This window comes from Bacillus sp. RO2, assembly GCF_012911845.1.
In the GTDB taxonomy this organism is placed as follows: Bacteria; Bacillota; Bacilli; order Bacillales; family Bacillaceae_I; genus Sutcliffiella_A.
The window spans coordinates 1-22,810 of record NZ_JAAXCU010000006.1; the positions used below are offsets into that span (position 1 = coordinate 1).

Genomic DNA, 22,810 nt, shown 5'->3' on the forward strand with positions numbered 1-22,810 from the left:
CTTTTCTGGAAGAGTTTCGGGCGGAGAGACACCTCCTCTGCTACCGTTTTTGCTTTCCTAGAAGAGTTTCGGGTGGAGAGAACCCTGCTCTATTACCGTTTTTGCTTTTCTGGAAGAGTTTCGGGCGGAGAGACACCTCCTCTGTTACCGTTTTTGTTTTTCCGGAGGAGTTTCGGGTGGAGAGACACCTGCTCTGCTACCGTTTTTGCTTTCCTGGAAGAGTTTCGGGTGGAGAGAACCCTGCTCTATTACCGTTTTTGCTTATGGGGTGGAGTTTCGGGCAGAGAGACACCTGCTCTGCTACCGTTTTTGCTTTCCTGGAAGAATTTCGGGCGGAGAGACACCTCCTCCGTTAACTTTCCAGTAGGAGTCTTCGCCATGTGCTCCAATCCGCAGCTAGAAATCACGTTACATAAACACTACTGGTTTTTCAGTTAACTAGATTAGAAAGATTTTGTTAACCTTTAGGTCAATGAAATTACCTGTGTTGAATGCTTTTCATTACCCCAAAAAAAAGCACAAAAAAGGGATCCCATTTGGAATCCCTTTTTCGTTTATATTAGCTTCTTAATACTGCGTTGAATTTTTCTTCGACTGCTTGAAGTACTTTTGTGTGGACTTTCGTTACTTCTTCGTCCGTTAATGTGTGATCTGGGTGGTAGTAGCGTAATGCGAAAGCGACTGATTTTTTGGATGAGTCGATTTTGTCACCTTCGTACACGTCGAATACCTGAACTTCTTTCAGAAGAGAACCACCAGTCGTTTTGATGACTGCTTCTAGTTCACCTGCTGGAGTTTCACGGTCCACTACAAGCGCGATATCGCGGCTGATGGATGGGAAACGCGGAATTGCTTCGTATTGGATTTCTCCGATACTTTCCCCAAGCAGTGCTGTTAAGGAGAGCTCGAACACATATGTTTCAGGTAGATCTAGCTCATTTAATTTTTCTGGATGAAGCTGACCGATGAAACCAATGCTTGCTCCATTCAGTAAAATTTCCGCCGTACGTCCAGGGTGTAAGCCGTCTTTTTCAGAGCGAGTGTAAGTGATTGTTTCACTCACTCCAAGCATAGAGAACATGCCTTCCAAAATTCCTTTGGCTACAAAGAAATCAACTGCTTTTTTCTCTCCCTGCCATGGATGTTGCTGCCATAGACCTGTTAGTGCACCAGCAAGACGTTCTTTTTCTTCAGGTAAAACAGCTCCATCTTTTCCGATGAATACAGACCCAATTTCATATACTGCGTTCGCTTGCAAGGAACGAGCGATATTGTGTTGTAGTGCTTCTAGAAGATGCGGCACAAGGCTTAGACGCAATGTACTTCTCTCTTCACTCATCGGCATCGCTAGGCGGATCGCTTTTCCATCTTCCAGGGCGAATTGCTTCGCGCGCTCATCGCTTGTCAGGGAGTACGTGATGTTTTGGATTAGACCAGCACCCTCCAGGTAACGGCGAACTTTACGACGCTTCGCTTGATATGGAGTCAACACGCCAGGTGTTGCTGCACTTACAGGCAATGTTGTTGGGATGTTGTCGTATCCGTAAAGACGAGCCACTTCCTCAACAAGGTCCTCTTCAATCGTGATATCCCCACGACGAGTTGGAACGGTAACTGTAAAGCTGCCGTTATCTTCAGATACCTCAAATTGCAGCTTCGTGAAAATATTTTTCACTTCCGCAGCAGTGATGGAAGTTCCAAGCACGCTATTAATTTTTTCGACAGTTGTGGTGACCACAGCAGGTTCTATTTTCAGTGTGTTTACTTCCACGGAACCACCGACCACTTCACCGCCAGCGTATTCTGCTATTAGTGCAACAGCTCTCTCTGCTGCTTCACGTGTACGGTTCGGATCGATTCCTTTTTCATAGCGGGCACTTGCTTCACTGCGCAGACCGTGATCTTTTGATGCTTTACGTACAGTCACTCCATTGAAGTATGCGGACTCAAGCAGGATAGTCGTTGTATCTGATTGAACCTCTGAATCCGCTCCACCCATTACACCGGCAAGCGCGACAGGCTCTGTTCCGTTTGTGATAACAAGGTGATCTTCTGTTAACGTACGCTCTGCATCGTCAAGGGTTGTGATTTTCTCATCCTTGCGAGCACGGCGTACAAGAATTTCCTTGCTGCCAAAACGATCATAATCAAACGCATGTAATGGCTGACCATATTCTAATAAAATGTAGTTTGTGATGTCGACTACGTTATTGTGTGGGCGAATTCCTGCTGCCATCAGACGACCTTGCATCCAAAGCGGTGAAGGACCGATTTTCACGTTTTTCACTACTTTTGCTACATATAATGGGTTGTCTTCAGAAGCGTCCACATTTACGGATATATAATCAGAAGCTTCTTCACTGTTTGCTTCATATTCAGTAGATGGCCATTTTACTTCGCGGCCAAGGATGGCTCCGACTTCATATGCCACACCAAGCATGCTTAAAGCATCTGAGCGATTTGGTGTAAGCCCTAGTTCCATTACTTTATCATTGCGGTTTAGGTATTCTAGTGCATCTGTTCCAACTGCCACATCATTTGGGAATACGAAAATCCCTTCAGAGAATTCTTTGGCAACAAGCTTAGTACCAATACCTAGTTCTTGCAGAGAACAAATCATTCCGTTAGACTCTTCGCCGCGTAGCTTTGCACGCTTTATTTTAAAATTACCAGGAAGCACTGCCCCAACAGTTGCCACTGCTACTTTCTGACCTTTGTCTACATTCTTAGCTCCACAGACTATTTGTGAAGTCTCTCCGTTTCCAAGATCCACTTGGCATACGTTCAACTTATCCGCATTTGGATGCTGTTCCTTTTCTAAGACGTGACCGACTACGACACCTTTGATACCGTCGTTCAGCACTTCCACGCCTTCTACTTCAATACCGCTTCTTGTAATCTTCTCTGCCAAGTCTTCGGCAGTAATATCATCTATATTTACGTAATCTTTTAACCAATTGTAAGATACTAACATAGTTTCCCCTCCTCTTAAACTCGATTGAATTGCTTCACGAAACGTTGATCGTTTGTGTAGAAATGGCGGATATCGTCAATGCCGTAACGAAGCATCGCAATACGCTCAGGTCCCATCCCAAAAGCAAATCCTTGATATTTTTTCGGATCATAACCAGACATTTCAAGCACACGCGGATGAACCATACCTGCACCAAGAATTTCAATCCAGCCAGTTCCTTTACACATGCTGCAGCCCTTACCTCCACATTTCGCACATGTTACGTCAATCTCAACAGACGGCTCTGTGAAAGGGAAGAAGCTAGGACGCAGACGAATTTCTCGGTCTTCGCCAAACATCTTTTTCGCAAACGTTTCAAGCGTTCCTTTAAGATCGCTCATGCTGATGTTCTCGTCAATCACAAGTCCTTCAATCTGTGTGAATTGGTGGGAGTGAGTCGCATCGTCGTCATCACGGCGATACACTTTACCAGGACAAATTATTTTGATTGGCCCCTTTTCCTTATTCGCTTCCATCGTTCTTGCTTGAACAGGGGAAGTTTGTGTTCTTAAAAGCACCTCATCAGTAATGTAGAAAGAATCCTGCATATCACGAGCCGGGTGATCCTTTGGCAAGTTTAATGCTTCGAAGTTGTAGTAGTCTGTTTCAACTTCCGGGCCTTCTGTAATTGTGTAGCCCATTCCAAGGAACAGGTCTTCAATTTCTTCGATTACTTTTGTTAATGGGTGCGGATTTCCTGTTGGTGCCGGGCGGCCAGGTAATGTTACATCAATTGTTTCAGATGCAAGCTTTTTCGCTACTTCTGCCTTCTCAAGTTCAGCCTGCTTTGCTTCAATTTTCTCAGCAACATTTCCACGGACAACATTAGCCAGTGCTCCCATTTTCGGGCGCTCTTCTGCTGAAAGCTTACCCATTCCTTTTAAAATTTCCGTGATAGGACCTTTTTTTCCAAGGTACGCCACACGAACTTCATTTAGTGCTTTTAAGTCTTGTGCTTGTTCTACTTGCTCAATGGCAAGTGTCTCTAATTCCTTCAATCGTTGTTCCACATCTATTCCTCCTTGGTTCATTATTTTAAAAATTCATATTCTGTTTAACGCCGCTGTTGATTTCCTCACCGGGCTTCGCTTTCCGAGGGGCGGTGCTTGAGCCTCCTCACAACGCTTCAGGGGTCTCAAGTCTACCGCTACCTCCCTCCGGAGTCTTCGCCCTGTGCTCCAATCAACAGCTAATAGGTGCTAAATTCTAACTATTTCCTTATAACAGAAACAAAAAAACTCGCCCCTCAAAAAGGGACGAGATATTCGCGGTACCACCCTAGTTAACAAAGACAAAATTACTCTTTGTTCGCTCTGTTCCAGATAACGGCTATCTAACCGGTCCACCTTTACAGCATCGCTTATGCCTGCTGGTCCAAGTGTCACTCAAGAGGTGAAATGTTCACTCTTTCTTCCTTTAAGATGCTTTCAGTCTGCGGCACCTTTTCCCTGTTAAGGTCTGAAATGAGTTACTTGCCTCTCTCATTGTTTTGTTCAGTATGTAACTATTTTTATATTATATTGAAAACATGTGGCAGATGCAACTCTATCCACGTAAATAATACATTAAAATTCCCGCTGCTACCCCGACATTCAAGGATTCACTTTGTCCATGGATAGGGATATAAAGGTTCTGATTTGTCATGTCGAGATGTTCTTGGGCCATTCCTTTTCCTTCATTGCCAAGAATCAGCGCGAAAGATTGGGATGGTTGTACTTGTTGGAACGGCAATCCATTTTGCAGGGAGGTCCCGTAAACAGGTGTGTTGAGCTCTTTACATCGTAGAATATAGCTCTTGAGATCACCTCTTGCTATCGGCAGGTGAAATATCGATCCTTGTGTGGAACGAATCACTTTTGAGCTATAAAGATCAGCGCAACCTTCTCCTAAAATAACCATGTCCATTCCGGCAGCGTCTGCTGTTCTTATCATGGTGCCCACATTTCCCGGATCTTGAACATTATCGAGTAAAAGAATTTTTTGGTTAGGTTGGATTGTGTGTGTGTGTTGTGCCGGAATTCTGCAAATTGCTGCGACTCCTTGTGGTGTTTCCGTTTCACTGATTTCTTTTAACACATTGGGAACAGCATATATTAGTTCCACATGGTTAAGGTCCCACTCATTCGGGATGATGCGATCTTCTGAAATGATGATTTCTTCCACAAGGTTGTCCACTTTCAAAGCCTCTTCAACAAGGTGAAATCCTTCAATGATGAAAGTTCCGGATTGTTCACGTTCTTTCTTTTTCTGCAGCTTTTTCCACTGTTTCACTTTATTATTCTTGATGGATTCTATATGTTTCAATACTTGTTTCTCCTTTTCCGCTACTCATTACTGTTATTATACGCATTTTGCACACATAATTAAACTATATGTTGGACATGCTAGGTGTTGATACTATTTTCCCTACGAGGTGATAAGGATGAATTTGAATTTACGTCATGCGATCCGTCAGAATGTGGAAGGAAATTCTCAAGACCAGCTTAGAGAGACAATCTTAGATGCCATCAATAAAGGCGAAGAAAAAATGCTTCCAGGTTTAGGCGTGTTGTTTGAAGTGATTTGGGAGAATTCTTCTGAGCAGGACAAAGCTGAAATGCTCTCAACTTTAGAGGATGGATTGAAATAGTATTGGACCAAAAGCAGCTCCTTTTTGAGGGGCTGTTTTTTACTTTAGTTTGTAGGTTCTCCTGTATTTTGAGCCGCAGTGTGTTAGTCCTAGAGAGTAGATAATTTTAGACGTGGTTGAATTCGTTGCTAACCCTAGAAATTCTTTTAACTCTTGATGGGTGATGTTTTTACCGAAAAGTAAGCGGTAATCTTCCAGGGTTCCTAAATGGGCATCTTTAGATTTCAAATTGCATTTTTCACAAAGCCATGATCCACTCTTCCTGTTCATGGCAAAGTTGAAGCAACCAGGACATGCTACTCCTTTAATAATCACCTCAGGCTTTATATCATATCGTTCAAGGATGTTAATATCTTCCTCGCAATGCTGCTTTAATAATTTTCGCGAAATCTTTAATAGTTCTTTTTCAGTAAATATGGACGAGTCGAATTGTTGATTTAGCTCTTCTAGTTTTGAAAAAAGATTATGTGCATGCATGACGGATTGTGAAGCTTTCACTCGTGAGTCTGATCTGATAATGGTTTGGGGATTAGTAAAACAAACAAGGGATTTTATTGGAGGACGCTTCATCTTTTGACTTTCTATAAAAGAATCTAGTCTTAGTTTCTGTTTTTTCACTTGATCTAACGGATTATAGAAACCTTCTTCTATGCCATTTAATGACCGAATGAATTGAGCGAAATGATTTTCAAATGTGACTTGGCCGATGATGTTTTTAATTTCAATGATGAGGAAATATTTTGAGGTTAAGAGGAGGACATCCATTTGAAAGCAGAAGTTACTAGATGATTTTAGTCTTAATGCATGCAAGATATAGTATTTGCGCTCATCCAAAAACGATAAATGATACTCCATGGACTGCTCACCTTTGTAGCCTGCCATTCTTTTGGCCAGATCTTGCTCAATTTGAGGTCTTTTTGGGTGATTTTTATCAATTCTTCTCAACAATGCTTCTAACTTTCTGATTGTTAACGGTTTTTCGAGTGGTTTTATTATCATTTTTCCCTCCAAATAGTTTAATCGGGTTGATTTTACCATAATATAACAATGACGTGCAGAGAAATTACCAGAGTTGGTGCCGTTTTATAGTGAGTTTGTGCGGAAAAGGACCAAGTTCGTGCCGAAATTGCCCGAGTTCGTGCCAAAACACACCGAGTTGGTGCCAAAATGAATTTCATCCCAATTTTTATCAAAAAAGAGACCAATAACCCCTAATTCCCCATCAAAAAACAAAAGGCCCGCCACGGCAGGCCTTCCAAAAACTATCAATCAAACGTCAATCTACTTACTGTATCAGCATCTAACTTCTTAATAACCTCTGCAATCAACTTCACCGCGTTCTCATAGTCATCACGGTGCAACATTGCTGCGTGAGAGTGAATGTAGCGTGTTGCAATGGTGATGGAAAGTGCCGGTACACCTTGAGCTGTCAAGTGGATGGCACCGGAATCTGTTCCGCCTCCTGCAACAGAGTCGAACTGATATGGAATTTCCATTTCGTCGGCTACACCTGTTACAAAGTCGCGTAAACCTTTGTGGGAGACCATGGATGCATCATAAAGGATGATTTGTGGGCCTTTCCCCATTTTGCTTAGTGCTTCTTTTTCCGTTACGCCTGGAGTATCCCCTGCGATTCCTACGTCCACACCGAATCCGATGTCAGGTTGGATCAGGTTTGCGGAAGTTTTCGCACCACGAAGGCCAACTTCCTCTTGCACTGTTCCTACACCGTATACCACATTTGGATGGTCAGCACCCTTCAACTGTTTCAACACATCAATGGCGATAGCACAGCCGATACGGTTATCCCATGCTTTTGCAAGAAGCATCTTTTCGTTGTTCATAACAGTGAATTCGAAGTAAGGTACAACCTGGTCACCAGGGCGTACTCCCCACTCTTGTGCTTCTTCACGGCTGGATGCACCGATATCAATGAACATGTCTTTAATGTCTACAGGTTTTTTGCGTGCTTCCGGAGGCAGGATGTGTGGTGGTTTAGAACCGATCACACCAGTTACGTCGCCCTTAGAAGTTACGATTGTTACGCGTTGTGCCAACATTACTTGGGACCACCAGCCGCCAACCGTTTGGAAGCGAAGGAATCCGCGGTCATCGATATGTGTAATCATAAAACCTACTTCGTCCAAGTGACCTGCAACCATTACTTTTGGTCCGTCCGCTTTCCCGACTTTTTTAGCAATTAAGCTTCCCAGTCCATCTGTGAATACTTCATCAGCGAATGGCGTTATGTATTTTTTCATTACGTCGCGTGGTTCTTTTTCGTTGCCGGGAATACCCTTGGCATCTGTTAGATCTTTCAACATTGTTAATGTTTCATCTAGCTTTGTCATGTATTTCGACCCCCTTAATAAATATCAATCCAACAATTATTATACAGAAAACTCTTACTAATGTAAAAAGGATTAGTAACCTTGCTGTTGCCTTTCATGATTCACCTGGTTTTTTTCCAAGTACGCCTGCTCCACTTCGGCCCACTCAAAGCCAAGCATTTCACCTAATTGAATATAGGAATCCAGTAATAGATAATAATTCTCCTCAGAAAGATCGTTTTTAAAAGTAGAGACCAGCTGATAAACTCTATTAAATTGCTCAGTTAGCGTGGATGCTTCTTCCGCAAGCCCTCTAGAAGTTTCCGGACCGTCATACCCAAACGTCAGCCCAAGGGATAAAATAAAATGCACCCCGTCCACATACTCTTCCAGTATTACTCCGCGTTCTGCAGGAGGCTTCACACTCCAGAATTTAAAGCATCGAGTTTCATTGGCCAATTCACCAAGCTCTACTAGCAAAGCCAATATCTTTTCTTCAACCAAATCTGCCTTCCGCAACCCATGTTGTGATTCGATTTTTGCATCCAGTTCTCTTTGCATGTCGTATAAACGTTGTAAATTCAAAAATATCGCCTTCTTTTTTAAAAAATTTTATAAAAAATGAAACCTTATGATACCTACACCCGTATATAAGGTATTTTATAATACAAACTGTATTTTTGCGAAGGAGTAGCAAATATGTTTATGATTCTCATTCGTCTTGCTTTACTTGCACTTTTGGCTTATATTATTTATTCCATTTTTAAGTATCTTTTGAACCCTAAAAGAAAGCTTGAGATAGCGCATGAACAGAAGAATTTCTACCTTCTTGATCAAAAGAGCAATGTAAGGAAGAATTTTCTCCTGACCTATAAAGGGGTCATGTTTGAAGGGGAAAAATATTTGGGGACCACTGATAGGGCGTTCGAGGTCATTTCCATTTTCATTTGGCCTAAAAATCCCGAAAAGCTGCAAGGTTTGAAAAAGCATGATTTTGAATTTATCCAAAAAGAGGTACGAAAGCAATACCCAGATGCTTTGATTGATTGGAAAAGTCCATTAAAAGAGTTTTTAAAAGATGAAAGAGGATAACGCTATTATGCGCTATCCTCTTTTATATTGCTTTTCTTTATGAAAAAATTGTTCCCATTTCATGACGACGACTTTTTGTCTCATCACCAGCATGAGGAGTAGAAGTCCTATCAGTACAGCAACCATGGCGGTTGGTGAAAATTCCGTGATAAATTGGCCAAAGACGGTATAGATGATTGCGAGAGGAATATTGGTTAGAAGAGAAGCTTTTGCATAGTTGGAAAAGCTTTTTGTCGTTTCAATCAAGCAGAGAGAAAGTAAGTGGAAGTGGATGAAAGGAACAAGACGCATGACAGTGATCTGTCCAACCGAAAAGTTTGCTCGGTTCCCAAACAGTCTTTCTTTCATTTTTAAAATTTTTCCAAATATGCCGGGAAACTGTTGATATAAAAAGTAGAAAAATAAACTAGATAAGGTTAAGCCTGCGACAGAGTAAATGCTTCCGATTACTCCACCAAACAGAGCTCCTCCGGCAATGCAGATGATGACGACAGGAATAAATAAAACTTGTCTTAATATATGAAAAAGAATAAAACCAAGAGAAGCCAGCCACCAGTGACTTTCAATCACGACAAAGAGTACGTTCATCTTTTCGTCCATTTTGGCTTGCCTCCTAGTTTTTAATAAAGCTTATTCAACTATCAATAAATTATGTTAACTTATCAAGCTATGAGAAAATACCCCCAAAACCCGATATGTAAAAACGTTATAAATGGTAGACCTATCCGAAATAATAGGCGCTTTGTTTTATGACGGAAGGTTTGCATGCCCATCCAAGCACCAAGTGCACCGCCTAGCAGCGCAATTCCCCATAGGTGTAGTTCTGGCACTCTCCAGCGATGCTCGATGGCCCTTTGTTTATCTACTTTCATAATACTAAAGCCTACAATGTTGATAAAGATATAATAACCGACGAGTACTTCCATCATATCCTCCGACGTTCGAATGTGTGCACACATTTTGTAGACTGAGTTCACTCTCAGTCTCAACCATATTCTATCAAAACACAAAAGAGGCTACCAAATGTTAGCCTCTTTTGTTTGGGTAATTATTTATTTAAGCTGTTTTTCGCAGCAGTTGCCAATTCAGCAAATGCTTTTTCGTCGCTAATTGCTAGCTCAGCTAACATTTTGCGGTTTACTTCGATACCAGCTACTTTCAAACCGTGCATTAGACGGCTGTAAGAAAGACCGTTCATGCGAGCCGCTGCGTTGATACGAGCGATCCAAAGCTTACGGAAGTCGCGTTTTTTCTGGCGACGATCGCGATAAGCGTACATTAGGGATTTCATTACTTGTTGGTTAGCTACTTTATATAAAGTGTGTTTAGAACCGTAATAACCTTTGGCTAATTTAATGACTTTTTTACGACGTTGGCGTGTTACTGTACCGCCTTTAACTCTTGGCATTATGAATACCTCCTATAAAAAATATTATCTTAAGTTGTCTAACATGTGACGGATGCGTTTGAAATCACCTTTGCTGACCATAGCTGATTTACGCAATTTACGCTTTTGCTTTTGAGACTTGTTAGCGAATAAGTGACTTGTGTATGCGTGAGAACGCTTTAAGCTACCAGATCCAGTTTTCTTGAATCTTTTCGCTGATCCGCGATGAGTTTTCATTTTAGGCATTGGAGTTCCTCCTCATATGAATTACTTTTCGTTTTTTGGTGCCAAAATTAAGAACATGCTACGTCCATCCATTTTAGGATGGGACTCAACTGTTGATACTTCTGCACATGCAGCAGAGAAACGATCTAGCACACGCTGACCGATTTCTTTATGTGTAATCGCACGTCCTTTGAATCGGATCGATGCTTTTACTTTGTCTCCTTTTTCAAGGAATTTGATTGCATTGCGAAGCTTCGTGTTGAAGTCATGCTCATCAATTGTAGGGCTTAAACGAACTTCCTTTAAGCTGATTACTTTTTGGTTTTTACGCGCTTCTTTTTCTTTCTTCTGTTGCTCAAAACGGAACTTTCCGTAGTCCATAATTCGGCATACAGGAGGTTTCGCATTAGGCGCAACCATTACTAAGTCAAGGTTAGCACGTGCTGCTATTTCTAGAGCTTCGACTTTTGACTTGATTCCTAGCTGGTCTCCATTTTGACCGATTAGACGTACTTCACGGGCACGAATGCCATCGTTTACCATCATGTCCTTGCTAATAATTAGCCACCTCCAAGGTTTATTCCGAACACCGTTTGACGAACAATTTACTCTTTTGTACAAACAAAAAAGTGTGGATGTACACATACACCCACACTTTACGATTACATAAGTAAAAGATAAAATCTTTCTCGTAAAACCTGCCAACTGCATCAGATGCGTCAATCAGGTGAGAAGCGGGTGCTTCTTCTTGTCCTCAAACAAGTATTCAATTTGACCTTGTATAATATATCATTAATGATGATTGATTGTCAAGAATTCGTATCAAATGAAACAACGTTTTAAATGATATCAGATATATTGCGTTTGTGCAATAGTTTTTTTCTCGAGGTCGGCGTTTGCGTTAAACTCCCTGTCTCCTTTCGTTCCGGGTGGTCGCTTTCCGCGGGACGGTGCTTGAGCCTCCTCACTGCGTTGCGGGGTCTCAAGTCTACCGCTATCTCCCTCCGGAGTCTCACACCTTGCACTCCAGTCGACAAGGGAAATTTGTTTAATTCATATGAGCTTGGGTTTACTGTCGGAAACTAGGCATTTACTGTCCATTCAGAGGGAAATATTGTCCAAAATTGAAAAATACGAGCCAAAGTGGGGCATTTATTGTCCAAACTACCTAGAGTACAAGCCGAACGACATTTTCGACACCCTCATGCGGTATCAGTAACTCCACTAAAAGAGAAAAGAATGCCCTAGCATCCTTAGCCAAGGCATTCCCTCCTGTATGACGAAAAGCTTATCTCTTCGCTTCTTTCACCAAGTTATCCACAAATTTCTCTAGTGAGATTGTTTCGGATTTTTGTTCGCCGTATTTGCGGACATTTACTGCGCGTTCTTGGATTTCGTTGTCGCCTAGCACTAGCATGTATGGGATCTTTTGCATTTGTGCTTCACGGATTTTGTAGCCGATCTTTTCGTTTCTTTCGTCCATTTCCACGCGGATTCCTTTAGATTTTAAAAGATCTTGCACTTCTTTAGCATAGTCGAAATGTGCGTCAGGTGATACAGGGATCACTTGTACTTGTACTGGTGCCAACCAAGTTGGGAATGCACCTTTGTACTCTTCGATCAGGAATGCCACAAAGCGTTCCATTGTGGATACTACACCGCGGTGGATAACAACCGGACGGTGCTGCTTGCCGTCTTCCCCAACATAAGTAAGGTCGAATTTCTCTGGTAATAAGAAGTCAAGTTGAACTGTGGAGAGAGTTTCTTCTTTTCCAAGGGCAGTACGCACTTGAACGTCAAGTTTAGGGCCGTAGAATGCAGCTTCGTCGATTGCTTCAAAATAATCAAGACCAAGCTCATCCATCGCTTCCTTCAACATGCTTTGTGCTTTTTCCCACATTGCATCGTCATCAAAATATTTTTCTTTATTTTCAGGATCACGGTAGGATAGACGGAAAGAATAGTCATCCAGGCCGAAATCTTTATATACTTCAAGAACTAGGTTAACAACACGCTTCAGTTCATCTTTAATTTGATCAGGACGAACGAAGATGTGAGCATCATTTAGAGTCATTCCACGTACACGCTGTAGTCCTGCAAGCGCACCAGACATTTCATAACGGTGCATTGTGCCAAGTTCAGCAATACGTACAGGAAGCTGACGGTAACTGTGGATGCTGTTTTTGTACACCATCATATGGTGCGGACAGTTCATTGGACGAAGAACAAGTTGCTCGTTATCCATTTCCATTGGAGGGAACATGCCGTCTTGATAGTGGTCCCAGTGACCGGAAGTCTTATATAACTCCACGCTACCCATTACAGGAGTGTACACGTGGTCATAACCAAGCTCCACTTCTTTGTCGACGATATAGCGTTCGATTACGCGGCGGATTGTTGCACCCTTTGGTAACCATAACGGCAAGCCTTGCCCAACTTTTTGGGAGTTGAAGAAAAGGTCAAGCTCTTTTCCGATTTTACGGTGATCACGTTCTTTTGCCTCTTCTAACAGACGGAGATGCTCATCAAGTTCTGCTTTTTTGAAGAAGGCAGTACCGTAAATACGTTGAAGCATTTTGTTTTTGCTGTCGCCTCTCCAGTAAGCTCCGGCGATACTTAATAATTTGAATTCTTTAATTTTCCCAGTGGATGGTACGTGAATTCCACGGCAAAGGTCGAAGAATTCTCCTTGTTCGTAGATGGAGATCGTTTCTCCTTCAGGCAGTTCGCGAATCAATTCAAGCTTCAGCTCATCGTTCAGCTCTTCGTAGCGGCGTAATGCTTCTTCTCTGCTTACTTCCACACGAACAACATCCAAGTTTTCGCTGATGATTTTCTTCATTTCTTTTTCGATTTTTTGAAGGTCTTCTGGAGTTAAAGATTCTTCCATGTCTATATCATAGTAGAAACCGTTCTCGATTACAGGACCAATTCCTAGTTTTACGTTGCCGTATAGGCGTTTGATCGCCTGTGCCATCAAGTGGGCAGTACTGTGTCGCATGATTCCAAGCGCTTCGTCGGAGTCTTGCATGATGATGCTGATTTCTCCGTCTATTTGAATCGGGGAACGCAGGTCAATGAGTTCTCCGTTTAGCTTTCCAGCGATTGCTTTCTTTTTCAGACCCGGACTGATGGATGCAGCGATATCTTCTGTTGTTGTACCACGTTCAAACTCCTTTACCGCTCCGTCTGGAAATGTGATTTTCATTAATTCCGACATCTCTGTCACCTCTTCTTTAGAATTTTTAGGTTCTGTTTGACACCGCTGTTAATTTCCGCAAATGGCTTCGCTTTCCTAGGGGCGCTGCTGGAGCCTCCTCGGCTTCGCCTGTGGGGTCTCCACCTAGCACTATCTCCCTCAGGAGTCTTCGCCTTTTGCTCCAATTAACAGCTAGAGATTAACTGAACCAAAATAAAAAAACCCGCCCCTTATATAATATAAGGGACGAGTTTAATATCCGTGTTTCCACCCAAGTTCCCATCTTTTAAAGATATTAAAAGACGGCTTCATTATTGGATAACGAGGGATTTCCCCGTCAACAGCTACTACAATGTTCACTGTTGAAGTTCAGAGGTGGTTAGGGTTTTAATCGTGATAGGAAGCTTACAGCCGGTGACTTCCCTCTCTAAAATCCGTTTTTAAAACACTCATGTCCTCATCGATACTTTTTGAGCTATGAAGTTAAAATTGATTATGTAGGTTATTATATTCTCCTGTTACAGGAAAATCAAGTGGTCACTTTAATCAATTTTACTTTTATTTTGCCCAAAATAGTGAAAAGGTAAAACAACGGCACGCTCTTCAAATATATTTCGGATTGTCTCCACAAGCTGATGCTCAGTATTATCCGTGTAGAGAAACAGTTTTTTAGGCGCAATAGAAACCAGTGGAGCAAGTACGACTGAGTCTATATAATACGAATAATTGTTAAAATGAGTGCGGTTCATAAATTTGATGAGCTGATTTTTTGGGATATGTGAGAAAGACTTATCATAAAAATCGAATTGATATTGATAGACAAGATGCAATTCGTCAAGCTTTGAATCTGTGGTCGTCAGTAATTCCCGTAGTTGATGGACAAACGATTGATACTCCTGTTCCAGCTTATACTCATCAATTGCCGCTTCCACAAATACTTGCAATCCTTCAAAGTATTCTTTCAACCGGAACGTAATAAAGGAGTCAAATGAAAACGATATGGGTTTTTGAAAAAAGGACTGCATAACAGATTCCAACTGTGCATCACGTTGTTCTATAGCTGGGAGATTCGGTATATCAGACCGTTCTCCCAGCAGAATAGATTGCAGAATACAGAGAATCTGTTCCTGTTCTTCTTCCTCTTTATAGTAAAACGTATTTTCCAATACCGACAATATCCATTCTTTTTCTTTGGTACGGTGAATGTAATACTTCAGCACCGGGACAATGGTATTTCTGTAAAAATGAACATCCTTTGATTCCACGACGATTTTTTCTTTATGTAAAGAAAGGATAGAATCACTTTCAGGATTTTTCTCTAGTACATTCATATATATCGCAGTTGCGTCCGATTCATTTCGAAAGGAAATCTCAAACAAGTTTGTCCCCCCTTTGGTACACCTAATTCAATGTATATGGGATGGGGGATGGAAAAATGAATAAATATAAAAAAATATGCGCCATCCCCCCTATAGAAAGGACTAGCGCATCTCATACCTCTTATGAAAATGGAAAATTCCCTACGATAACTTCCAAATGATTAGGAAGAATGGAGACAGTAGAAGGTGTATGGTAGGTTTTTTCACCGTCAGTATCGATTTCTTGATTGGGAGCTGCCTGTATTCTCAATTCTTTTGCACGGAAGTAGACAAGGTCGTCGTTTCCTTCTGCTGGGAATTCTTTTTGAAGTCTGGTCTGCATCCATGTCCAAAGTTGGGCAATGGAGGTTTGTTTTATGATCAACACATCCAGTTCACCGTCCTGTACGCTTGAAGAAGGGAAAAACGATTGAATACCGCCCAAAAAAGAACCATTACCGATCAGCAACATGACAGCATCCCCTTCATAGGACTCTGTATCACTTTCTATTGTAAGCTGAAACGGATCCTCTTCCATTACCGTTTGTCCGGCACTGATGTAATAGGATAGTTTTCCGAGAAGTTGTTTTGTCCCGCTGTCGATGTTGCCTGAAACCTTGGAGACTAAACCGATTCCCCAGAAGTTCAAGAAATACTGATTGTCACTCTTGCCGACGTCCACTTTTTCTGTACGCTTTTCTAGGATTTGCTCCACTGCTTTTAACGGGTGTTGCGTGATTCCAAGCGTTCGAGAAAAATCATTACACGTTCCCCCTGGTATGATGGCAAATATCGGTCTTTTTTCAAGAGGAGCCAATGCGTTAATTAATTCAAAAATGGTTCCGTCCCCGCCAGCACCAATAATAAGATCTACGTGCCCTGCCAGCTCCTCAACGAGTTTCGCACCGTCCCCTTCTTTTTCGGTCGGATGGATGGTGACTTCCTCAAATGTGCTCGATAACATTTCTTCTATCTGTTCGATGGAATTAATTAATTTCTTGTTCCCGGCATTTGGATTAACAATCACCGCAACTCTCTTCAAAGGTTATTTCCCCTTTTCTTTAGTCTTATAATAGACGATACCCTTTTTTCGTAGTATTAACATCTTTTTAAGATATAGCACCCAAAAAAAGAAGGCTGCATCTCCCAAAGGGTACATGCAGCCTCTTTTTTATGGATCCAACCTTATTTTTTTCTCTTTCATTTTCGCCAAACGTTCCATCAGCTTTTGCTTTTCATCTTCTTCTACTTGCTTAAACTTATCAGACTGACTACTTGTAGCATCCGTCTCAGTCGCCGCTCCATCCGAACTAACAAAACGGTTACGCACTACTTTCCCTGTTTGGGCTTTAGAGGTGCTACCTCCACCAGTACCCTTAGAAGCTGGCTTTGTATCCGCCCAATTCTGGTACTGTCGATGCTCTTCTTTAGCAAGTTCCATGGCTTCACTAACGGTTTTCACCTGTTTACGTGCCCAGTGACTTGCAATCTTTTCGACGTATTTCCGGTTAAGCTTCATATCTGTTTTCAACAACACATAATAAAGTAACACATTTACGACTCCTGGTGTCAGTTGTTGTTTGAACAGGACGTCCTCAACAATTCGAAGGTCAGAGGCAGACGGTTCTGATCCACCGGAGAGATCCGTTAGCATTTGCTTTGGAGAGACGTTCTCCAATTGTTGAATGAGCTGTTCATCTTTTGTGGCGGGCTTTTTGTCCGTAAACTGTCTTAAGTTCAGCGGCTGTGTTTTCTCCACTAGTCCTGGCAATGTATCTTGGTATTCCAGCTGATACCAATCCCTTGCCGCCTTGCGGAGTTTTTCTAGATCTACTTTTTCCTCTACATCAATCACATTCATCATGAGGTCGCGCATGGATATCGGATCAATGGTATAGATAAAAGATAGTTTGACAATCGCTTCCTTCACTTTCGCGGTGATGGATTTTTTCGGGATGACCACCTCAGACAGTCCTGCAAAAAACAGATCGAAGTCAAAGGTTTCTTGGGCTACCTTTGGCTCGCTTCCTTTTTTACGGTCCATCCATTCTTCGCCTTCACCCAACGGCAGTTCTTCCATCATTTCTTCGTTCGCTGCATAGGCCATATTTTCTGACTGAACCGATTGGAAGACATCACTGAAACTTCGTGTCACTTCCTGATATTCATCTACAGGGAGTACCTTGTCGGAAAAGTATTTCTTTACACTTGCGTATTTATTTTTTCCAAGTCGATTATATAAGTAGATAGTTAGCATTGGTTCTGAAAAGAATGCTTCCGGGGAAAGTGGAGGTTGAAGTTCATAAATGAAAGTGCGAAGCTGATCATCTTCCTTGACCCACGTCTTTAAAAGGCCGATACCTTCCAGTTTTATTCTTTCCTGATGGATATCTTTTAAATTGCATTGCATCGTTGTCATAATGCCATGATGCGTTGTCTCTCCACCCCATAAGCGATCTTGATCCAGTTCACTCCAAAGGGTCATGTATAAACTGAATCCCCTGAAACCAAGCAAGGGCTGATAAAGCATGGTAAGAATTTTTCGGTCAAACTGCTGGAGTACTCCATTCGAACGGACAATATACCGGTCTACAGGGACCAGCTCTTTCCAATGGCGATCAGACATGATACATCCAAACCTTTCTTTTAAAGAAATAATTGAAAAAGAGAGGCATACGTTTCCTCTCTCACTTGGGCTTACTTATTTTCGTTCCTTATCAATGATTTCCTTTAATTCATCCAAGAAGACATTGATATCCTTAAATTGACGGTAAACAGAAGCAAATCGTACGTATGCCACTTCATCTATTTTTGACAATCTTTCCATTACCATTTCACCGACCATATCGCTTTTCACTTCTGATATGCCGATATTTCTTAATTCTTTTTCTACTTCCATCACAATGTCTTCTAGCTGCTTTAGGGCAACTGGTCTTTTTTCGCATGCTCGAATTAAGCCTCTCAGTACTTTTTCCCTGCTGAATTCTTCGCGTATTCCTTCTTTTTTCACAACGATAAGCGGCATTTCTTCCACTTTTTCAAATGTCGTAAAACGGTAGGAACATGACTCGCATTCTCTTCTTCTTCTGATGGATTTTCCCTCTTCTACAGGGCGTGAATCTAACACCTTCGTCCCATTATGGTGACAGGCAGGACATTTCATGATGATTTCCACTCCGTTTCCAATCTACTTTTTCCCCGAATTCAGCCCGGATCCAATATAGATCATCGATTTATCAATCCGTTCATACATCTGTTTGATCAGCTGACGACTGTATCCAAAATCGAAAGGCAGCTTGGTTTCTGTTGTAACGGAAAAATCAACTGCCGTTTCAAAAGGTCGGACAGATATTACCGTGATTATGACAAATGCTTTTCTGCCTTTGTTCACTTGCAATGCAATTTCTCCGTGCTCTTCAGAAACAGACTTTACCGTTACCCCTTCCATCTTGTTAAACAATTCTTGTAAAGCTTTCATTGCGTTCTTATTGGTAGTTTTATAATACCGGCTACGCAGGGATTCTTCTGTATGATTTTCCCGTGTTTCCGAGTGATTGGTCAATATACCTTTCAGCTTTTGTATCGCTCCCACTTTAGCCTGACAACCCCTTAAATTGTGTTTTTTTATGTATGATATATTTTTGAGTATAATAAAAAGAGGTGCATGCTATACACCTCTTTTTATTTTAATGCATTTAGTTATAATTTTAAAGAGCTTTTGCTTTGTTTACTTGAACAGGACCCATTCCACGTGGAAGTTCGATTGTTTCACGCGTCTGAGCATTTAAAGCAGTTGCAATATAGTCAGCTGAAATATTAGGATCTAATTCTCCGCATGTATAAACATCGATACTTGCATATCCGTGCTCTGGGAAGCTATGAATGGTTAAGTGGGATTCGGAAATAATAACTACTCCGCTTACCCCTTGAGGAGCAAATTTATGAAAAGCTACCTCTCTTACTTCTGCACCTGATTTTAATGCAGCATCGACAAAAGTTTTTTCGATGTAATCCATATCATTCAATTTGTCAAAATCGCAACCCCATAATTCTGAAATAACGTGACGACCTACTGTTTCCATCTCACGTTCCCCCTTTTCATTTTTTAAAATACATGAATTCCTCAAAGGTGAAGAGTGATTGATGTATTACTACCACGGGGGAAAGTTAGTCCAGAGAGGTCCTAACCCTTTAAGTAGCCACATAATCGTTTCAAGAAGTTCACGAAAAATAGTATAATGCTTTTATTTTAGATTTGCAACAGGCATTTGAGACTTTTTTTCTTGAAATCTATTAATTTATTAGAAAAACCTAGTTGCTTGGTTATGCACCGCTGTTGATTTCCGCAAATGGCTGCGCTTTCCTAGGGGCTGACTTGAGCCTCCTCGGCTTCGCCTGTGGGGTCTCCACCTAGCGCTATCTCCCTTAGGAGTCTTCGCCTTTTGCTCCAATCAACAGCTAGAAATTACTAGAAAAAAATTATTCCATTTTCCGACACATGCAAAAAAGCGGTTAACACAAAATGTTAACCGCTTACATTTATTTTAGTATAATACTGTTTCAGGTAAAAATTAACCAGCCATTACTTCTTTAGCTTCTACCATTTTTTCAGCCACGAATTGAACAAGATCTACCACTCGGCAGGAATAACCCCACTCATTATCGTACCAAGCCAATACTTTTACCTTTGTATCGCCCATCACCATCGTAGATAATCCATCGATGATCGCAGAATGCGGATTAGTGTTGAAGTCCACAGATACAAGCGGCTCCATTGTAACTCCTAATATACCATCCATAGAACCGATGGAAGCACTTTGGAACGCATCATTCACGTCTTCTACCGTAACCGGTTTCTTTAAGTCTACCACTAAGTCAACAAGCGATACGTTAGGTGTTGGAACACGTAGCGCCATTCCATGAAGTTTACCCTTTAAGTGTGGAAGAACTAGAGATAATGCTTTTGCCGCACCTGTAGAAGTTGGGATGATGGACTGACCGCAAGCTCTTGCTCTTCGAAGATCTTTATGCGGGTTGTCAATATTCTTTTGGTCATTTGTGTAAGCATGAACGGTTGTCATTAGCCCGTTTTCAATTCCAAATTGTTGATCTAACACTTTTACAACTGGAGCTAGGCAGTTTGTCGTACAAGAAGCGTTAGAGATGACAAAATGCTCATTCATATCTAGTACTTCTTCATTTACGCCCATGACAATCGTTACATCTTCGTTTTTTCCAGGGGCTGTAAGTACGACCCGTTTAGCACCTGCTTGTAGATGAAGTGCCGCTTTATCGCGAGAATTAAATTTCCCTGTTGCTTCAATAACGATATCTATATTCATTTCTTTCCAAGGAAGCTCTTCTGGGTTACGGTTGCTTACTAATTGAATGCGCTTACCATTTACGATTAAGGCATTGTCTTCTGCGTAAACATCCGCATCGAAACGTCCATGGTTTGTGTCGTATTTTATAAGGTGAGCTAGCGTTTCCGCTGGATAGCTCGCATTGATTGCAACAATATTTAAGCCTTCTTCTTGGATGGCGCGTCTGAATACCATTCTCCCTATTCGTCCAAACCCGTTAATTGCAACCTTTGCCTTCATGAAAATTCCCCATTTCTGTATATATGTTATACTTATTAATCTGTTATCCTGCAATTAGTATAACATAATTAAATTCTATATGTCATGTGAAAAATAAAAAAAGGGCATATCCCTATTTTTGGATATGCCCTTAGTACTATTAACCTATTAGTTTTTGCATGCATTTATAGTTGATCTCCGTTCTAGGCGGTTCAATCAACCGGGTTACTGGATACGCCATTGTTCTAGTATTTGGTTTAGTTGTTGTTTTGTTTTCGTGATGGTTCCATTGTTGTCTATGACGGCATGGGAGAGTTTTACTTTTTCAGTAAGGGGCATTTGGGAACGAATTCTGTCTGTTGCTTCTTTTTCGGATAAGTCGTTTCTCTCCATTAAGCGATTCAGTTGTGTTTTTTCCGTTACATAAACGAGTAATGTTTTATCAACAAGATGTGTCAGCTTGCTTTCAAAAAGTAAGGGAATATCCATGACTACCACATCATGTCCCTCTTCTATGTAGTTCTTTGTCTTTTCTTTCATGCTTGTCCTGATGCTTGGGTGCATGATGTCGTTCAGTTTTTGCCGCTTCGTTTCATCTTGAAAAATAATGCTGCCGAGCTTTGGTCTGTTCAGCGTTTTGTCATCGTTAAGTATGTCCGTTCCAAATTCACTCACAAGTTTCTTATATGTATCCGTACCAATTTCAACGACTTCCCGAGCTACCACGTCAGCATCCACAATTGGTATATTTTTTCCCCTCAGCATATTGGCTACTGTGCTTTTACCACTCGCAATTCCACCGGTAAGTCCTATAATCAACGGCATGTCCACTCCTCCTTTTTTAAAAGAGAGGCTGCGCTAGACAACCTCTGATGTTTCATTTTACATTTTAATAATCCCGATAACGATAAGCAAAACACCCGGTAAAAAGGAGAACTTATTAATCCACGAAACGGTGGAAAACACCCTTCCCAATTTTATACCGGTGATGACAAACAACGAACTCATCAAGGCTACTGAAATTGCCATTACCCCGGGAGAGTAACCAAGTAAAGCTGCACCGATTCCTGCACCAAAAGCATCAAGGGAAAGAGCAATACCTAAAAAGAAAGCCTCTAATCCAGTGATGGATCCGGAGCGGTCAAAATCGGCTTCTGTTGGCTTTCTCAATATGTTGATAACTACACCTAGGGATTTAATTTCAAGATTGAACAGTATGCGTTCGTCTGCAAAAGAAGTACTATCTTCGGTTGTACTGGCATGGAAAAACTGGTAGAGAACCCACATTCCTAAAAGAATGAGAATGCTTCCACCAACTGTCTCTGCAAAAGCAGGGGAGAGAAATTTCATAAGTATGGTGCCTACTAACATGGCAAGCAAAAGCGAGACGGCCGAACAACACGCAATGATAGTGATTGATTTAAGCGGCATATGCATTTTTCTTAGGCCATATGTCAAGCCAACACTGAAGCTATCCAGACTAACGGCAAAGGCTAGTAGGATAAGTGAGATGTATGGAATCATTAAGAGCTCCTCCCTAACTATCACTACGATAGTATATGGCAGGAGCCCATTCGATGTGTTCTATTTATTTTTTGCTCTAATTTTCTTTTGCCTTACGAACCGGGGGTTCATTTAAGGCCACTTAAAAAGTCTATGAGTTTAGATATTGTTTAGACACCGCTGTGGATCTCCGCAAATGGCTTCGCTTTCCTAGGGGCGCTGGTTGAGCCTCCTGATATGAACGAAACTGTCAAGGCCCCCACTCAACTAGGTGTTTATGTTTTGTTTTTTTGCACCTCTAAGAAGAGAACCCGATTCTACTTCTTTTTCTTTTATGCGTTTAATGTTAGCGTATACGCTAGTCTAACTCCTTCTTTAGCTTACCAACTTTCTCCTCACCCTATGGCATGGTTGTCTATTGCTCTCCTTGCCTGCCATTCCCTAGGGTGCTACGTCCTTCAAGCTAAAGCAGTATTCGTCTTAGTCCTCCTT

24 protein-coding genes and 3 other annotated features are annotated in these 22,810 nt (G+C 41.6%); of the genes, 3 read left to right on the forward strand and 21 right to left on the reverse strand.

Going from position 1 to position 22,810, the window contains the following annotated elements; genetic code table 11:
• The coding region (locus tag HF078_RS20780; RefSeq protein WP_205831480.1) for a hypothetical protein at positions 1-438 on the forward strand (438 nt) is incomplete at its 5' end.
• Between the two features lie 121 nt (positions 439-559).
• Here HF078_RS20780 and pheT read toward each other — a convergent pair.
• The 3 genes from pheT to HF078_RS00285 form a co-directional block, all read right to left on the reverse strand.
• Positions 560-2,974, reverse strand: coding sequence for a phenylalanine--tRNA ligase subunit beta (gene pheT, locus HF078_RS00275; protein ID WP_169289337.1), 2,415 nt, complete (start codon positions 2,972-2,974; stop codon positions 560-562).
• 14 nt (positions 2,975-2,988) lie between these two features.
• The gene (pheS, locus tag HF078_RS00280) at positions 2,989-4,023 is read right to left on the reverse strand and encodes a phenylalanine--tRNA ligase subunit alpha (RefSeq protein ID WP_148987843.1); all 1,035 of its coding nucleotides are present in this window, start codon (positions 4,021-4,023) and stop codon (positions 2,989-2,991) included.
• 239 nt (positions 4,024-4,262) lie between these two features.
• Positions 4,263-4,507, reverse strand: a binding site (T-box leader).
• A gap of 51 nt (positions 4,508-4,558) precedes the next feature.
• Positions 4,559-5,317 (reverse strand): TrmH family RNA methyltransferase, encoded by a 759-nt coding sequence (locus HF078_RS00285; protein ID WP_169289338.1) that lies wholly within the window; start codon positions 5,315-5,317, stop codon positions 4,559-4,561.
• A gap of 118 nt (positions 5,318-5,435) precedes the next feature.
• Here HF078_RS00285 and sspI point away from each other — a divergent pair, with 118 nt between their 5' ends.
• A complete protein-coding gene (sspI, locus tag HF078_RS00290) occupies positions 5,436-5,642 on the forward strand; it encodes a small acid-soluble spore protein SspI (RefSeq protein WP_010195705.1) in 207 nt (68 codons plus the stop codon).
• A 39-nt stretch (positions 5,643-5,681) separates the two neighbouring features.
• On the opposite strand, the gene HF078_RS00295 is transcribed toward sspI, so the two are convergent.
• The 3 genes from HF078_RS00295 to HF078_RS00305 form a co-directional block, all read right to left on the reverse strand.
• Complete coding sequence (locus HF078_RS00295) at positions 5,682-6,641, reverse strand: nuclease-related domain-containing protein (protein ID WP_169289339.1); 960 nt, start codon at positions 6,639-6,641, stop codon at positions 5,682-5,684.
• A gap of 266 nt (positions 6,642-6,907) precedes the next feature.
• On the reverse strand, positions 6,908-7,993 hold the full coding sequence (locus HF078_RS00300) for a M42 family metallopeptidase (RefSeq protein WP_148965736.1): 1,086 nt from the start codon (positions 7,991-7,993) through the stop codon (positions 6,908-6,910).
• A gap of 72 nt (positions 7,994-8,065) precedes the next feature.
• Positions 8,066-8,557: a dUTP diphosphatase gene (locus HF078_RS00305; protein ID WP_169289340.1), complete on the reverse strand. Its 492-nt coding sequence runs from the start codon at positions 8,555-8,557 to the stop codon at positions 8,066-8,068.
• Positions 8,558-8,671: 114 nt separating this feature from the next.
• Between HF078_RS00305 and HF078_RS00310 the strand changes: the two genes are divergently transcribed.
• Positions 8,672-9,064: a sigma-w pathway protein ysdB gene (locus HF078_RS00310; RefSeq protein WP_169289341.1), complete on the forward strand. Its 393-nt coding sequence runs from the start codon at positions 8,672-8,674 to the stop codon at positions 9,062-9,064.
• 12 nt (positions 9,065-9,076) lie between these two features.
• On the opposite strand, the gene HF078_RS00315 is transcribed toward HF078_RS00310, so the two are convergent.
• From HF078_RS00315 to ytaF, 15 genes are all read right to left on the reverse strand, one after another.
• Positions 9,077-9,664 (reverse strand): TVP38/TMEM64 family protein, encoded by a 588-nt coding sequence (locus tag HF078_RS00315; protein WP_169289342.1) that lies wholly within the window; start codon positions 9,662-9,664, stop codon positions 9,077-9,079.
• A 62-nt stretch (positions 9,665-9,726) separates the two neighbouring features.
• Positions 9,727-9,993 (reverse strand): DUF1294 domain-containing protein, encoded by a 267-nt coding sequence (locus HF078_RS00320; RefSeq protein WP_169289343.1) that lies wholly within the window; start codon positions 9,991-9,993, stop codon positions 9,727-9,729.
• A gap of 119 nt (positions 9,994-10,112) precedes the next feature.
• On the reverse strand, positions 10,113-10,472 hold the full coding sequence (rplT, locus tag HF078_RS00325) for a 50S ribosomal protein L20 (RefSeq protein ID WP_148987850.1): 360 nt from the start codon (positions 10,470-10,472) through the stop codon (positions 10,113-10,115).
• A gap of 24 nt (positions 10,473-10,496) precedes the next feature.
• A complete protein-coding gene (gene rpmI / locus HF078_RS00330) occupies positions 10,497-10,697 on the reverse strand; it encodes a 50S ribosomal protein L35 (protein WP_010195692.1) in 201 nt (66 codons plus the stop codon).
• 21 nt (positions 10,698-10,718) lie between these two features.
• The gene (infC, locus tag HF078_RS00335) at positions 10,719-11,237 is read right to left on the reverse strand and encodes a translation initiation factor IF-3 (RefSeq protein ID WP_082380810.1); all 519 of its coding nucleotides are present in this window, start codon (positions 11,235-11,237) and stop codon (positions 10,719-10,721) included.
• Between the two features lie 56 nt (positions 11,238-11,293).
• Positions 11,294-11,432, reverse strand: a sequence feature (ribosomal protein L20 leader region).
• Between the two features lie 532 nt (positions 11,433-11,964).
• The gene (gene thrS / locus HF078_RS00340; protein WP_169289344.1) at positions 11,965-13,896 is read right to left on the reverse strand and encodes a threonine--tRNA ligase; all 1,932 of its coding nucleotides are present in this window, start codon (positions 13,894-13,896) and stop codon (positions 11,965-11,967) included.
• A gap of 218 nt (positions 13,897-14,114) precedes the next feature.
• Positions 14,115-14,348: a binding site (T-box leader), on the reverse strand.
• A 69-nt stretch (positions 14,349-14,417) separates the two neighbouring features.
• Complete coding sequence (gene ytxC, locus HF078_RS00345) at positions 14,418-15,254, reverse strand: sporulation protein YtxC (RefSeq protein WP_169289345.1); 837 nt, start codon at positions 15,252-15,254, stop codon at positions 14,418-14,420.
• Between the two features lie 121 nt (positions 15,255-15,375).
• On the reverse strand, positions 15,376-16,275 hold the full coding sequence (locus HF078_RS00350) for a diacylglycerol/lipid kinase family protein (protein ID WP_169289346.1): 900 nt from the start codon (positions 16,273-16,275) through the stop codon (positions 15,376-15,378).
• Between the two features lie 129 nt (positions 16,276-16,404).
• Positions 16,405-17,859, reverse strand: coding sequence for a replication initiation and membrane attachment family protein (locus tag HF078_RS00355; RefSeq protein ID WP_169289347.1), 1,455 nt, complete (start codon positions 17,857-17,859; stop codon positions 16,405-16,407).
• Between the two features lie 75 nt (positions 17,860-17,934).
• The gene (gene nrdR / locus HF078_RS00360) at positions 17,935-18,396 is read right to left on the reverse strand and encodes a transcriptional regulator NrdR (RefSeq protein WP_060664819.1); all 462 of its coding nucleotides are present in this window, start codon (positions 18,394-18,396) and stop codon (positions 17,935-17,937) included.
• A gap of 24 nt (positions 18,397-18,420) precedes the next feature.
• Complete coding sequence (locus HF078_RS00365; RefSeq protein WP_169289348.1) at positions 18,421-18,825, reverse strand: cytosolic protein; 405 nt, start codon at positions 18,823-18,825, stop codon at positions 18,421-18,423.
• 115 nt (positions 18,826-18,940) lie between these two features.
• Positions 18,941-19,315, reverse strand: coding sequence for an adenosylmethionine decarboxylase (speD, locus tag HF078_RS00370; protein ID WP_010195679.1), 375 nt, complete (start codon positions 19,313-19,315; stop codon positions 18,941-18,943).
• Positions 19,316-19,804: 489 nt separating this feature from the next.
• Positions 19,805-20,836, reverse strand: a complete 1,032-nt coding sequence (locus HF078_RS00375; RefSeq protein ID WP_168863071.1) for a glyceraldehyde-3-phosphate dehydrogenase — start codon at positions 20,834-20,836, stop codon at positions 19,805-19,807.
• 204 nt (positions 20,837-21,040) lie between these two features.
• Positions 21,041-21,640, reverse strand: coding sequence for a dephospho-CoA kinase (gene coaE, locus HF078_RS00380; protein WP_169289349.1), 600 nt, complete (start codon positions 21,638-21,640; stop codon positions 21,041-21,043).
• Positions 21,641-21,697: 57 nt separating this feature from the next.
• Positions 21,698-22,339 (reverse strand): sporulation membrane protein YtaF, encoded by a 642-nt coding sequence (gene ytaF / locus HF078_RS00385; protein ID WP_169289350.1) that lies wholly within the window; start codon positions 22,337-22,339, stop codon positions 21,698-21,700.
• Between the last annotated feature and the right edge of the window lie 471 nt (positions 22,340-22,810).

What these genes read in the sequence shown, in the direction of transcription:
- sspI (WP_010195705.1), top strand. Translation starts at nt 5,436, where the DNA reads ATGAATTTGAATTTACGTCATGCGATCCGTCAGAATGTGGAAGGAAAT.
- HF078_RS00355 (WP_169289347.1), bottom strand. Translation starts at nt 17,859, where the DNA reads ATGTCTGATCGCCATTGGAAAGAGCTGGTCCCTGTAGACCGGTATATT.
- speD (WP_010195679.1), bottom strand. Translation starts at nt 19,315, where the DNA reads ATGGAAACAGTAGGTCGTCACGTTATTTCAGAATTATGGGGTTGCGAT.
- rpmI (WP_010195692.1), bottom strand. Translation starts at nt 10,697, where the DNA reads ATGCCTAAAATGAAAACTCATCGCGGATCAGCGAAAAGATTCAAGAAA.
- thrS (WP_169289344.1), bottom strand. Translation starts at nt 13,896, where the DNA reads ATGTCGGAATTAATGAAAATCACATTTCCAGACGGAGCGGTAAAGGAG.
- ytaF (WP_169289350.1), bottom strand. Translation starts at nt 22,339, where the DNA reads ATGATTCCATACATCTCACTTATCCTACTAGCCTTTGCCGTTAGTCTG.
- HF078_RS00315 (WP_169289342.1), bottom strand. Translation starts at nt 9,664, where the DNA reads ATGGACGAAAAGATGAACGTACTCTTTGTCGTGATTGAAAGTCACTGG.
- HF078_RS00295 (WP_169289339.1), bottom strand. Translation starts at nt 6,641, where the DNA reads ATGATAATAAAACCACTCGAAAAACCGTTAACAATCAGAAAGTTAGAA.
- pheT (WP_169289337.1), bottom strand. Translation starts at nt 2,974, where the DNA reads ATGTTAGTATCTTACAATTGGTTAAAAGATTACGTAAATATAGATGAT.
- nrdR (WP_060664819.1), bottom strand. Translation starts at nt 18,396, where the DNA reads ATGAAATGTCCTGCCTGTCACCATAATGGGACGAAGGTGTTAGATTCA.
- HF078_RS00300 (WP_148965736.1), bottom strand. Translation starts at nt 7,993, where the DNA reads ATGACAAAGCTAGATGAAACATTAACAATGTTGAAAGATCTAACAGAT.
- HF078_RS00320 (WP_169289343.1), bottom strand. Translation starts at nt 9,993, where the DNA reads ATGATGGAAGTACTCGTCGGTTATTATATCTTTATCAACATTGTAGGC.
- HF078_RS00310 (WP_169289341.1), top strand. Translation starts at nt 8,672, where the DNA reads ATGTTTATGATTCTCATTCGTCTTGCTTTACTTGCACTTTTGGCTTAT.
- rplT (WP_148987850.1), bottom strand. Translation starts at nt 10,472, where the DNA reads ATGCCAAGAGTTAAAGGCGGTACAGTAACACGCCAACGTCGTAAAAAA.
- HF078_RS00375 (WP_168863071.1), bottom strand. Translation starts at nt 20,836, where the DNA reads ATGAAGGCAAAGGTTGCAATTAACGGGTTTGGACGAATAGGGAGAATG.
- coaE (WP_169289349.1), bottom strand. Translation starts at nt 21,640, where the DNA reads ATGCCGTTGATTATAGGACTTACCGGTGGAATTGCGAGTGGTAAAAGC.